General features: G+C 67.9%; 10 protein-coding genes. 3 read left to right on the top strand and 7 right to left on the bottom strand.

Annotation, left to right across the window (positions count from 1 at the left end; genetic code table 11):
* Positions 1-197, top strand: a 197-nt coding sequence (locus tag ACUH78_RS14250; RefSeq protein WP_445333790.1) for a hypothetical protein, incomplete at its 5' end; no start/stop codon positions are given.
* On the opposite strand, the gene ACUH78_RS14245 is transcribed toward ACUH78_RS14250, so the two are convergent.
* From ACUH78_RS14245 to ACUH78_RS14220, 6 genes are all read right to left on the bottom strand, one after another.
* The gene (locus tag ACUH78_RS14245) at positions 173-1141 is read right to left on the bottom strand and encodes a TAXI family TRAP transporter solute-binding subunit (protein WP_418365241.1); all 969 of its coding nucleotides are present in this window, start codon (positions 1139-1141) and stop codon (positions 173-175) included. The genes ACUH78_RS14250 and ACUH78_RS14245 overlap by 25 nt on opposite strands.
* Positions 1142-1381: 240 nt before the next feature.
* The gene (locus ACUH78_RS14240; RefSeq protein WP_435751474.1) at positions 1382-2725 is read right to left on the bottom strand and encodes a sigma-54-dependent transcriptional regulator; all 1344 of its coding nucleotides are present in this window, start codon (positions 2723-2725) and stop codon (positions 1382-1384) included.
* Entirely contained in the window at positions 2722-4605 is a 1884-nt protein-coding gene (locus tag ACUH78_RS14235) for a sensor histidine kinase (RefSeq protein ID WP_445333789.1), read from the bottom strand. The genes ACUH78_RS14240 and ACUH78_RS14235 overlap by 4 nt, the downstream gene beginning before the upstream one ends.
* Positions 4606-4745: 140 nt before the next feature.
* A complete protein-coding gene (locus ACUH78_RS14230) occupies positions 4746-6056 on the bottom strand; it encodes a Glu/Leu/Phe/Val family dehydrogenase (RefSeq protein ID WP_445333788.1) in 1311 nt (436 codons plus the stop codon).
* A gap of 158 nt (positions 6057-6214) precedes the next feature.
* Positions 6215-7135, bottom strand: coding sequence for a LysR family transcriptional regulator (locus ACUH78_RS14225; RefSeq protein WP_418365245.1), 921 nt, complete (start codon positions 7133-7135; stop codon positions 6215-6217).
* Positions 7126-8295: a substrate-binding domain-containing protein gene (locus ACUH78_RS14220; protein WP_445333787.1), complete on the bottom strand. Its 1170-nt coding sequence runs from the start codon at positions 8293-8295 to the stop codon at positions 7126-7128. Before ACUH78_RS14220 ends, ACUH78_RS14225 begins: the two co-directional genes overlap by 10 nt.
* Positions 8296-8418: 123 nt before the next feature.
* On the opposite strand from ACUH78_RS14220, the gene ACUH78_RS14215 reads away from it, so the two are divergent.
* Positions 8419-9252 carry an ABC transporter substrate-binding protein gene (locus tag ACUH78_RS14215; RefSeq protein WP_418365247.1) on the top strand — a complete coding sequence of 278 codons (834 nt, stop codon included), beginning with the start codon at positions 8419-8421 and terminating at the stop codon, positions 9250-9252.
* A 72-nt stretch (positions 9253-9324) separates the two neighbouring features.
* On the opposite strand, the gene ACUH78_RS14210 is transcribed toward ACUH78_RS14215, so the two are convergent.
* Positions 9325-9792: an Lrp/AsnC family transcriptional regulator gene (locus ACUH78_RS14210; RefSeq protein WP_445333786.1), complete on the bottom strand. Its 468-nt coding sequence runs from the start codon at positions 9790-9792 to the stop codon at positions 9325-9327.
* A 171-nt stretch (positions 9793-9963) separates the two neighbouring features.
* On the opposite strand from ACUH78_RS14210, the gene leuA reads away from it, so the two are divergent.
* The gene (leuA, locus tag ACUH78_RS14205; RefSeq protein ID WP_445333785.1) at positions 9964-11676 is read left to right on the top strand and encodes a 2-isopropylmalate synthase; all 1713 of its coding nucleotides are present in this window, start codon (positions 9964-9966) and stop codon (positions 11674-11676) included.
* Positions 11677-12071 lie beyond the last annotated feature (395 nt).

The following is a 12071-nucleotide window of genomic DNA, read 5'->3' as shown; positions in this document are numbered from 1 at the left end:
GCCTCGGCGACGATCTTCTGCAGTTCTTCGTCGGACAGCTCGAAGCTGGCCTTGTCTTTGTTATCAGTCATGTTGTGCACCCTTCAGGGCTCGACACGGTCCGAGCACGCGCCCGCAGGCGCCGGGACAAACGAAACGGCCTGCGGCCCCAAGGCCGCAGGCTATTCAGGGCTTACATCCAGCCCTTTTCCTTGTAGTACTTCACCGCGCCCTCATGCAGCGGCGCCGAGAGGCCATCCTTGACCATGTGCTCGGGCTGGAGGTTGGCGAAGGCCGGATGCAGCTTCTTGAAGTCTTCGAAATTGTCGAACACGGCCTTGACCATGGTGTACACCGTCTCCGCCGGCACCTTGGCCGAGGTTACGAAGCTCGCGACCACGCCGAAGGTCTCCGTCGGGTTCGGATTGTTGGCATACATGCCGCCCGGCACCGTGACCTTGGCGAAGTACGGCAGCTCCGCGACGAGTTTGTCGACGCCGGGACCGGTCACGTTCACCAGCTTGGCGCCGCAGGTGGTGGTCGGATCCTGGATGTTGGCGGCCGGGTGGCCGACGACGTAGGCGAAGCCGTCGATCTTGTTGTCGCACAGGGCAGCGCCGTGCTCGTCGGGCTTGAGCTCGGAGGCAAGCGAGAAGTCATCCTTGCTCATGCCCAGCGCCGGCATCAGCATTTCCATGGTGGCGCGCTGGCCCGAGCCCGGGTTGCCGATGTTGAAGCGCTTGCCCTTGAAGCCCTCCATCGTGCTCACGCCCGCTTCCTTGCGCGCAAGCACGGTCAGCGGCTCCGGGTGCAGTGAGAAGACCGCGCGCAGGTCCGCGACCGGTCCGGAATCGGCGAACTGGGCCTGGCCCTTGACTGCGTTGTACTGCACGTCGGACTGGGCAACGCCGAAGTCGAGCTCACCGGCCTTGATGGTGTTGACGTTGTACACCGAGCCGCCAGTGCTCTCCACCGAGCAGCGCAACCCGTGCTGGGCGCGGTCCTTGTTGATCAGGCGGCAGATCGCGCCGCCGGCGGCGTAATACACGCCGGTCACGCCCCCGGTGCCGATGGTGACGAACTGCTGCTGCGCGACGGCGGGCGTTGCACCCATCGTGCCCACGAGGGCGAAGGCAGCGGCGATTGCGCTCAATTTTTTCATTGTGTACTCCTCCTGTAAGAATCCCTGCCCTGTTGTGCTTCGGGCATGCGATGAGCTGCGGCACCATGCCGCAACCCACGGAGGAAATACTTAGCACCGAACGTGCCAGGCAGAAGAAAAAACAAATTAATGAATTGAAACGGTTTTTCAATCCATGCGCCGTCCCGCGTTCGGCTTTTCGGACAAATCGACCTGGCGACGTCCGAAAAACCGAACGCAGGCGCCACGCGATCGCGCCCGTCAGCGCCCGATCGAACCACCCTCGAGCCCATGCCGGCGCAGCTTGTCGAACAGCGTGGTCTTCGCCACACGCAGGCTGGCAGCCGCGCGCGTGAGGTTGCCGTCGCAACGCGCCAGTGCCGCAGCGATCAGGCTGCGCTCGAAGGCGTCCACCGCCTCGGCCAGCGAGGGCGGGTCGACCGCATCCCTGTCGGCCTCCGCCAGCACCTCGCGACGGATCCCGAGCACCATGCAGTCCGCCATGTTGCGCAGTTCACGCACGTTCCCGCGCCAGGGATGGGCAAGCAAGCGCTGCATCAGCTCGGGCGGGCACTCGGGCACCGGCAGGTCATGGCGCTGCGCGGACTGCTGCAGGAAATGCTGGAACAGCAGCGGAATGTCCTCGCGCCGCTCGCGCAGGGGCGGCAGCTCGATCATGACCACGTTGAGGCGGTAGTACAGATCCTCGCGGAAGCTGCCCTCGTCCGCGCGCTGGCGCAGGTCGTCCTTGGTGGCCGCCACGATGCGGGTATCTACCGGAACCAGCTGATTGCCGCCCAGGCGCTCCAGGCAGCGCTCCTGAAGTACGCGCAGCAGCTTGATCTGCGCCTGCACCGGCATACTCTCGATCTCGTCGAGGAAGAGCGTGCCGCCGCTGGCATGTTCGATTTTCCCCACGCGCCGACGCGCCGCACCGGTGAAGGCGCCGGCCTCATGCCCGAACAGCTCGCTGTCGAGCAGATGCTCGGGCAGACCGCCGCAGTTGATCGCGACGAAGTTGCCGCGCGCGCGCCGACCGAGCTCGTGCAGGCAGCGCGCCACCCGCTCCTTGCCGGTGCCGGTTTCGCCATGCACCAGGACGTCCACATCCTTGTCGGCGAGGCTGGTCACCAGTTCGCGCAGCTTCACCATGGCCGGCGATTGGCCAATCAGGTACTGCCCTGCACCCGCACGCTGTGCGAGCTGGCTGCGCAACTGCTGAACCTCGCGGCTCAGGCGGCGCTTCTCCAGGGCGCGCCGCACCACGTCCAGCAGGTGGGCCGAGGCGAAGGGCTTGGTGATGAAATCGTAGGCACCGGCACGCATCGCCTCCACCGCATGACTGACGCCACCGTGGCCGGTGATCATGATCACCGGCAAGCTCTCATCCCGGCTCTGCAGCCATTGCAGCAGGCTCATGCCATCCTCGCCGGGGAGGCGCATATCAGTCACCACGACATCGACCCCCGCGCCGTCAAGGTGACGGCGCGCCTCTTCCGCCGAGCCCACGGCAACTGCCGGAATACCCGCGATCTCGAAGGCCTGCTCGCAACCGAGACGCAGATGCGGGTCGTCCTCCACGAGCAGAACCGCGTGTTCGCTCATGCCTTGTCCTCCTTGTGCGGCGGCAAACCGATACGAAAGCTCGCCCCGCCACCCTCGCCGTTGCGCGCGCTCAACGTGCCGCCGAACTCGTGCACGATGTCGCGGGATATCGCCAGCCCAAGGCCCAAACCAACGCCCCGTGGCTTGGTGCTGAAGAAGGGTTCGAACAGGCGTGCACGCACGCCTTCGGCGAGGCCCCTCCCTGTGTCGCTGACCACGATCGCGTCGGGCCAGTCGGCGACACCCTCGATCTCGATTGTCAGCCTGCGCGTCGGGCACCCCTCCATCGCGTCCGCCGCATTGCCGAACAGATTGACCAGCACCTGCTCCAGGCGGCCACGGTCACACCAGACCCGCGCCGTCGCCGGTACCCGGGCCACCACCTCCACACCCTGTTTCTGCAGCCGGTGATCGACCAGGCGCAGGGCGGCGTCAACCGCTTCGCTCAGCCGGACCTCGCCCGGCTGAGCGGGCGATTTGCGGGCGAAGTCGCGCAGCGGCGTGATGATGCCATCCATGCGCCCCACCATCTCGGCGACCAGTTCCAGGTTGCGCGCCGCCTTGTCTGTGGCGCCACGGCGCAGGTACTCGGCGGCATTGTCGTTGAGCGTGGACAGCGCGCCCAGCGGCTGCGACAGCTCGTGGGTAATGCCCGTGGCCAGTTGCCCGAGCGCGGCGAGCCTGGCGGCATGGACGAGTTCGTCCTGTGCAGTGCGCAGTTCCGCCTCGGCCGCCTTACGTTCGGCGACTTCACGCTGCAGGCGCTCATTGGTTTCGCGCAGCGAACGCGTACGGCGCTCGACGGTGGTCTCGAGAACGCGGTTGGCCTCTGCAAGCAGTGCCTGGGTAGCAAGCTTCTGACGCACGATACGACGCCGCTGCAGCAGATAGGCCAATGCCATGAGCAGGACCGTGCCCGCACTGAAGACCAGCGCTGCATGGCTGAACGCTTCGGCACGCAGGCTGCGCAGATTCGAGAACAGGACCACGCGCCAGCCCGTGCGCTCGAGCAGCTTGAGCACCACCCGATAACGTGCGGCGTCGAGCCGGCCGGCGCCGTCTGCGGTCAGCACCAGGGCGGGCAGAGTCGCCTCCTTAGGGGGGCTGCCGGTACGCAGGGGCAGCGGGACGACAAAGGGCACGATCTCCTCGTCGTCGTAGAGCCGGCTGGCCCGCGCGGTAGCATGGGCGAGCGCACTCATCGGCTCGAGTGCGCTGTAGCGCCAGCCACTGACTGCGCTCATGATCACGACTCCATTGCTGTCCGCGATCAGCGCGGGCTCCTCGAGCGCCTCAAGGGCCTGCTGCAGCACCCCCAGATCGATCTTGACCGCCACGACACCGACGACCTCCTCACCGTCGCGGATCGGACGCGAGACGAAATACCCCGCATCCTCGCCTGCCTCCCCCACGGAGAAGTCACGCCCGGTGAGCCCCCCCCGGGCCCAGCGGAAATAACTGCGGAAGGACAGGTCCTCGCCCGGCGCAGCGGCCGAGGTGTCACGACCCGCCGCAGCCAGCAGCCGGCCATCGGCATCGAGCAGGTAGATCAGGCGCGCGCCGACCTGATCGTTGAGCGCATGCAGGAAGGCTTGCACCCGCGCCGCCAGCACAGGGTCGCCGGGCGCCAACAGCCAGGCGCGAAGGTCCGGGTTGAGCTCGAGCGTGCCGGGGATGTGCTCAAGCCGCAGGATGATGCTATCGACCGCCGCAGCGAGCAGTTCCAGCCGATGATTGGCCTCCACACGCATGCGTTCGGCGCCGAGCCGCTCGCTGATGCGATAGGCCTGCACGGCCGCGGCGAACACGCAGCACAGGGCCAGCGCCAGCCAGACACGCTGCCCGAGCCATTCCCGGCGCCTCACTCCGCGTTCGATCAAGCCTGCCCTCCGTCCCCGACCACGCCCGAACGGGCCGACCGAGAGCATACCCGCAGCGGCCCAGATCGGCGACAACGCCAGGCCCAACGCCAGGCCCGAGGCCGCCCGCCGCCCCCGCATGAAGGGAGGCGGCACTGCGATCAGGGGTAGAGGCCGCGCTCGGCGCGCGCTTCGAGCACGCGATGGCAGGCGATGATGAAAGCCGCGGTGCGCAGCGACACCTTCTTGTCGGCAGCCACGTGCGAGATCGCGGCGAAGGCGTTGACCATCAGGCGCTCGAGGCGCTCGTTGATCTCCTCCTCGGTCCAGAAGAAGCTCGAGAAGTCCTGCACCCACTCGAAATAGGACACAGTCACGCCGCCGGCGTTGGCCAGCACGTCGGGCACCACCAGCACGCCGCGTTCGCGCAGCACATCGTCGGCCGCCGGCGTGGTCGGACCATTGGCGCCTTCGACGACGATACGGGTGCGGATGCGCTCGGCGCGCGCCGGGGTGATCTGGCCCTCGAGCGCAGCCGGGACGAGGAAGTCGCACTCGATCTGCCAGAAGTCCTCGATGTCGATCGGCGCGGCGCCCGGAAAGCCGGCGAGCCCGCCGTTCGCGGCCACGTGCGCGAGCGCCGCGGGGATGTCGATGCCGTGCTCGTTGGCCAGGGTCGCGGTATGGTCGGCCACCGCCAGCACGCGCGCGCCGGCCTCGTGGAACAGGCGCGCTGCGATGCCGCCGACGTTGCCGAAGCCCTGCACGACCACGCGCACGCCGTCGATCTGCAGGCCGATCGTGCGGCCGGCCTCGCGCGCGGTGATGAACACGCCGCGGCCGGTGGCTTCCTGGCGGCCCAGGCTGCCGCCGAGCGCGATCGGCTTGCCGGTGACGACGCCGGTGGCGGTGCCGCCGCGGTTCATCGAGAAGGTGTCCATCATCACCGCCATGGTCATCGCGTTGGTGCCAACGTCCGGCGCCGGGATGTCGCGATCGGGGCCGATGATCACGCCGATCTCGGAGGTGTAGCGCCGGGTGATGCGCTGTAGCTCGCCCTTGCTGACGCTGTTGGGGTCGACGCGGATGCCGCCCTTGGCGCCGCCGAAGGGCAGGCCGACCGCGGCGTTCTTGATGGTCATCCAGCCGGCGAGCGCCATCACCTCATTGAGCGTCACGTCGGGGTGGAAGCGCACACCGCCCTTGCCCGGGCCGCGCGACAGGCTGTGCTGCACGCGGTAGCCCTCGAAGTGGGCAACGGTGCCGTCGTCGCGCTCGATCGGCACATCCACGATCAGCGTGCGCTTGGGGCGGATCAGGGTCTCGACCCAGCGCTCGAGCGAGCCGAGGTAGGGGCGCACACGCTCGATCTGCTGCACGAAGCTGGCCCAGGGTTCGGGCGCGGCCGGGTTGAGGTAGGACAGGCCGCCCAGCTTGTCGAAGGAGGCGGGGTTCGGGGGGGTGGCGCTCATGTGCGGTGTCTCCGGGGTGGGGAAGCGCACATTCTGTTGTCCCCGCCGCGCAGGGTGGATGCCGTTGGATCATCGGGTCATGCGTTCAACGCATAACCTTTGGATGCCGCCGCTTGGGGCTCACGCACCCGGGGGCGTCGCCCCCCGTGGTCACCCCGTCACCCCCGATCGCCACCTTCCACGGCGCCCGTCAGGTACGCCCACAGGCGCAGCAGCTCGGGCCGGGTGTTGGCGCGGTCGCGGTACAGCCGCACCTCCATCTCCAGCGTCCAGCGCGCATCGCCGGCGGGCGCGATCTCGCCGCGCGCCAGCTCGCGCGCCACCGCGCTCTCGGGCAGGAACGCGAGGCCGTGGCCGGCGAGCAGCATCGCCTTGAGGCTCTCGGCCATGTCGGATTCGTACTGCAACGCCAGATGTGCGGGCTGGCCGGCGCGATCGAGGATGGTGTCGACCATCCGGCGCAGGTAGGTGTTCGGTCCGTATCGCAGGAAGGGAATCGGCGCTGCGGGCGTGCCCGGCAACCGCCAGCGTCCGCTCGCGGCGAGACTGCGCGGCAGATAGGGCCGCACCGCCTCGGTGGCGAGCTTGAGCCCGTCGAAGCGCGCGGGGTCCAGCCACACCGGGTAGGCCGGATGGTGGTAGCAGAGCAGGAGGTCGCAGCCGCCCTCGACCAGGCTGCTGACCACGTCATGCACGTTGCCCGCCATCAACCGCGTGGGCACGGCGCCGAAGTCCTGCCGCAGCCGCGCCAGCCAGGCCGGAAAGAAGGCAAAGGCGAGCGTGTGCGGCACCGCGAAGGCGAGCACGCCGCCGGCCACCGGCTGCAGGCCGCGCGCCAGCGCACGCGCCGAGTGCAGCCGGCTGATGAGATCGGCCGCGGGGCCCTTGAAGGCCTCACCCGCTGCGGTGAGCTGCGTCGGGTAGGCGCTGCGATCGACCAGCGGCGCACCCAGCCAGGCCTCCAGCGCGCGGATGCGGCGCGAGAAGGCGGGCTGCGACACGTGGCGCTGCTCGGCCGAGCGCGAAAAGCTGCCGGTCTCGGCGAGGCTGAGAAAATCCTCCAGCCATTTCAGCTCCATCCGCCCACCTCCACGCCCACCTCCGCGCCCGGTGCAGGGCCATGGCCGTGCGGCCCGCGCTCCGCATGCTCGACGGCACGCGGACGGAACCGCCACCACGGCAGTTCGCGGTTCATCGCCAGCACCTCGCCGCTGCGCGCGGGCGTGTAGCCGGGCAGGGCGGACAAGCTGTGCTGCCAGGCCCCGGTACGCAGCAGATCGAGCAGGGCCTGCGTCGCCGGCTGCGCCAGGCTGCTCTTGAGGCACGCGAGGAAATACTGCTCTTCGGCCAGCGGCACGAAATCCAGCCCCAGCGCCTGCGCCCCGGCCTCGATACCGAAACCCGCATCCGCGCGCCCGGTGGCGATTGCGCGCGCCACCGCCGCATGCGAGGGCTCGACCTCGGCGTATCCGCGGATGCGCTCGGGGGCGATCCCCGCCTCGGCCAGCAGTTCGTCCAATAGCACGCGGGTGCCGGTACCCAGCGCGCGGTTGACGAAGCGCGCGCCCTTGTCGGCCAGGTCGGCCAAGGTCTCGAGCCCGAGCGGATTGCCGGGCGCCACGATCAAGCCCTGCCTGCGGCGCGCAAAGCCGATCAGCTTGTGCCGCCCGGGGCGCAGCAGCGGCTTATAGGTGCGCTGCGTCAGCGAACCCTGGGCGGGCGCGATGCGCACATGAAAGCCCGCCATCTCGCAGCGCCCCTCGTTAAGCGCGCGAATCGCATCCACGCTGCCGGAAAAGCGGATGTCCAGATGCAGTCGCGCCTGCCGCGCATGCTCGGCGAGTGCCACGAGCGCCTCATCGTGGCTGGCATGGAAGGTGAGCACGTGCGCGCTTTCGTCGAAGGCCACGGCGAAGGCGCGCTCCAGGTCGGCGCGCAAGGCCTCGATCTGCGGCAGCAGGCGCGCCTGGGCCTGGCGCTCGGCCCACAGCAGCTTGGCGCCGAAGTCGGTCAGGCGCGCGGCCTGGCCCTTCTCCCACAGGATCAGGGGCTGGCCGAGCGCCGCGTCCCAGCGCTTGAGCTCACCCCAGACGTGGCGATACGACAGGCCGAGCTGGCGCGCGGCGGCCGAGATCGACCCCTGGTCGCTGACCGCCTGTAGCAGATCGAGCAGCGGATTGCGGATCAGCGCCGGTGCGGCTTCGGTCCCGAGCGTGTAGTTGAGGCTGATCCTATGCATTTCTTTTCATATTGATCGCGGTTTCCAGGCTCCATAGATTGGCGCAACACGAGGACGCCGGGCAATGCCACAGCCCCAGGAAAACCAGCGCCCACCCCGGAGCTAACCAAAGGAGACACCCACATGACGTCCCTACTCGCAGCATTGTCGCGCAAGCACCTCCGCACCGCTGCAGCCGCCAGCCTGCTCGCGCTGCTGCCGTTGTCCGCGCAGGCCGAAGGCCCCTCCATCGTCGTCGCCTCGACCACGTCGACCGAGCAGTCCGGCCTTTTCGGGCACATTCTGCCGCAGTTCAAACAGGCTGCCGGCATCGACGTGAAGGTCGTTGCGCTCGGCACCGGCCAGGCCCTGGATGTCGGCCGCCGCGGTGATGCGGACGTGGTGTTCGTGCACGACGCCGCAGCGGAGCAGAAGTTCGTCGACGAAGGCCACGGCATCGAGCACCGCAAGGTCATGTACAACGACTTCGTACTGATCGGTCCCAAGGACGACCCGGCCGGCACCCACGGCAAGGACATCACCGCCGCCCTGCAGAAGCTGGCCGCCACCAACGGCAATTTCGTGTCGCGCGGCGACAAGAGCGGCACGCACGCCGCCGAGCTGCGCTACTGGAAGGCCGCCGGGGTCGACAACAAGGGCGCCGGCTACAAGGAATGCGGCTGCGGCATGGGTCCGGCGCTGAACATGGCGGCATCGAGCGGCGCCTACGTGCTCGCCGACCGCGGCACCTGGCTCAGTTTCAAGAACCGCGCAGGCCTCGCGGTGCTGGTCGAGGGAGACACCCGCCTCTTCAACCAGTACGGCGTGATGGTGGTGAATCCGGAACGCCACCCACATGTGAAGACGGCCGAGGCACGCAAGTTCGTGGAATGGGTGGTGTCACCTGCCGGGCAGGACGCGATCGCGTCGTACAAGATCGAAGGCGAGCAGTTGTTCTTCCCGAACGCGGGCAAGTAAGCACGGCGGACAGCCGAGAACGCGACGGCCGCGGGCAATGCTCGCCGCCGTCGCGTTTCTGCGCGGAGCCGCTCATCCCCCGACCGGCAACGCCGTCTTGTCGATCACCCGCCGCAGCACGAAGCTCGAATGCACCCCGGTCACCCCAGGAATGCGGGTGATGCGGTTGAGCAGCAGTTCCTGGTAGCCGTCCATGTCGGCGACGATGACCTTCAGCTGGTAGTCGGCGTCCTGGCCAGTGATCAGCAGGCATTCGAGCACCTGCGGGATCTTCTCGACCTCCGCCTCGAAGTGAGCGAAGCGCTCCGGCGTATGGCGGTCCATCGAGATGTGGATCAGCGCCATCAGCGACAGACCGAGCTTCTTCGCATCGAGCAGCGCACGGTAGCCGATCACCAAGCCGGACTCCTCCAGCGCGCGCAGCCGGCGCAGGCAGGCCGAGGGCGAGAGCGCAATGCGATCCGCGAGCTCCTGGTTGCTGATGCGGCCATCCTGCTGCAGCAGGCCCAGAATCTGACGGTCGTAGCGGTCGAGTTGCATGATCGGGCGCCCCATTTCACATGTGAAGCACATTCTTGCGCGAAAGCTCAACTTCGTAAATCTTTCTGCGCAAAGATACCCTTTTGCAGCGCAACAACGCAATCGTCTGCCTCAGCTGGCCGCGTAAACTTTCGTCCATCGAATAACGCCACGCCCCCCGAGGACCGCGCCATGATGTTGCAGAATCCCGCCGCCAAATACCGCCCCTTCGCCCCGATCGCGCTCGCCGACCGCCAGTGGCCGAACAAGGTCATCGACCGCGCCCCGATCTGGATGAGCACCGACCTGCGCGACGGCAACCAGGCGCTGTTCGAGCCCATGAACGTCGAGCGCAAGATGCGCATGTTCCGCACCGTGTGCGACATCGGCTTCAAGGAGATCGAGGTGGGCTTTCCGTCCGCCTCGCAGACCGACTTCGACTTCGTGCGCACCCTCATCGAGGGCGGTCACATCCCGGCGGACGTCACCATTCAGGTGCTCACCCAGGCGCGCGAGGACCTCATCCGCCGCACCATGGAGTCGGTACGCGGCGCGCCGCGGGCGATCATCCACGTCTATAACGCCACCTCGCCCACCTTCCGCGAGGTCGTGTTCGGCATGCAGAAGCCGCAGGTGGTGGCGCTCGCGGTGTCGGCGGTACGGCTCATCAAGCAGATCGGCGAGCAAATGAGGACGGAGTGCGGCACCGAGATCCGCCTCGAGTACAGCCCGGAGACCTTCTCCGCCACCGAGCTCGACTTCGCCAAGGAAGTCTGCGACGCCGTCACCGCGGAATGGGGCGCGACGCCGGACAACAAGGTCATCCTCAACCTCCCGGCCACCGTCGAGGTGTCGACGCCCAACGTTTACGCCGACCAGGTCGAGTGGATGCACCGTAACCTCGCGCGTCGTGACGGCGTCGTGCTCTCGCTCCACCCGCACAACGACCGCGGTAGCGGCATCGCCGCCGCCGAGCTCGGCATGATGGCCGGCGCCGACCGCGTCGAGGGTTGCCTGTTCGGCAACGGCGAGCGCACCGGCAACGTCGATATCGTCACCCTCGCGCTCAACATGTACACGCAGGGCGTCGCGCCCGGGCTCGACTTTTCCGACATCAACGCGGTTGCACGCACCGTCGAGTACTGCAACCAGTTGCCCATCCACCCACGCCACCCCTATGTGGGGGATCTCGTATTCACGGCCTTCTCCGGCTCCCACCAGGACGCCATCAAGAAGGGATTCACCGCCCACAAGGCGGATGCACCGTGGAACGTACCCTACCTCCCGATCGACCCCGCCGACGTCGGCCGCAGCTACGACTCCGTGATCCGGGTGAATAGCCAGTCCGGCAAGGGCGGCATCGCCTACCTGCTCGAGACCGAGTACGGCATCGCCATGCCGCGCCGCCTGCAGGTGGAGTTCTCGCGCGAGGTGCAGCAGGTCACCGACGCCAGCGGCGGCGAAATGTCGGCGTCGGCAATCTGGAACCTCTTCCGCAGCACTTATCTCGACACCGTCACGCCGGTGCGCTACGTCGAGCACCATCTGTTCGAGCACGGCGAGGCACAGGGCATCCGCCTGGTGGTGGAGATCGGCGGCACCCGACACATGCTCGTAGGCGAGGGCAATGGCCCGATCGACGCCGCCATCCACGCCTTGCGCGGCGCCGGCATTGACGTCCAGGTGCGCAGCTTCGAGGAGCGCTCGATCACCCCCAGCGAGGACGGCGGCAACGCCCAGGCCTGCGCCTTCCTCGAGCTCACCGAGGCAGGCGGGCAAGGCGGCGACCGCTACGGCGTGGGGGTGGACGGCAACATCGTCACCGCATCGATCCGCGCCATCATCAGCGGCATCAATCGCCTGCAGCCGGCGCGCGCAGAGGCGCCAGCAGAAAAGGCGGCCTGAAGCGCGCGGCGGGCGCTTCTGCGCGCCCCCATCCCGAACGCCCCCTGGGCAGGAACGTGCCCAGGGCATGAAAAAAGAACGCAGTCACCGGCGCCCTCCGTTCAGACGGGTCGTTGCCCCAGCCGTCGCCCCGCGACCTCCCCGATCATCGCTACCAAGGTCAGGCAGGGCCATCACGAGTATTTTTTAGCCTGTGTGTAAAAGCACACTACCGGGTGGTTTCGGGCGAATGGCACAATCCGGACGAGCGCGACCACCTGCCGGACAACCATGCCGGGCCGGCAGAGCGGCTGTGCGCGCGAATCCACCACCTCATCCCCCGTGACTCCTCGCGTCTCCCCCTGCTGGGCATCCCCCAAGCCCTTCCCGACAACGAACCCGCGAGCGGCGGCCTC

The sequence above is a fragment of the Thauera sp. ZXT1-4 genome (assembly GCF_052598215.2).
This window is presented reverse-complemented; position numbering and strand designations above follow the sequence as displayed.

Excerpts from the sequence above, each read along its gene's own strand:
- ACUH78_RS14215 (WP_418365247.1), top strand. The coding sequence starts at position 8,419 with ATGACGTCCCTACTCGCAGCATTGTCGCGCAAGCACCTCCGCACCGCT.
- ACUH78_RS14210 (WP_445333786.1), bottom strand. The coding sequence starts at position 9,792 with ATGCAACTCGACCGCTACGACCGTCAGATTCTGGGCCTGCTGCAGCAG.
- ACUH78_RS14225 (WP_418365245.1), bottom strand. The coding sequence starts at position 7,135 with ATGGAGCTGAAATGGCTGGAGGATTTTCTCAGCCTCGCCGAGACCGGC.
- ACUH78_RS14220 (WP_445333787.1), bottom strand. The coding sequence starts at position 8,295 with ATGCATAGGATCAGCCTCAACTACACGCTCGGGACCGAAGCCGCACCG.
- leuA (WP_445333785.1), top strand. The coding sequence starts at position 9,964 with ATGATGTTGCAGAATCCCGCCGCCAAATACCGCCCCTTCGCCCCGATC.
- ACUH78_RS14240 (WP_435751474.1), bottom strand. The coding sequence starts at position 2,725 with ATGAGCGAACACGCGGTTCTGCTCGTGGAGGACGACCCGCATCTGCGT.
- ACUH78_RS14230 (WP_445333788.1), bottom strand. The coding sequence starts at position 6,056 with ATGAGCGCCACCCCCCCGAACCCCGCCTCCTTCGACAAGCTGGGCGGC.
- ACUH78_RS14245 (WP_418365241.1), bottom strand. The coding sequence starts at position 1,141 with ATGAAAAAATTGAGCGCAATCGCCGCTGCCTTCGCCCTCGTGGGCACG.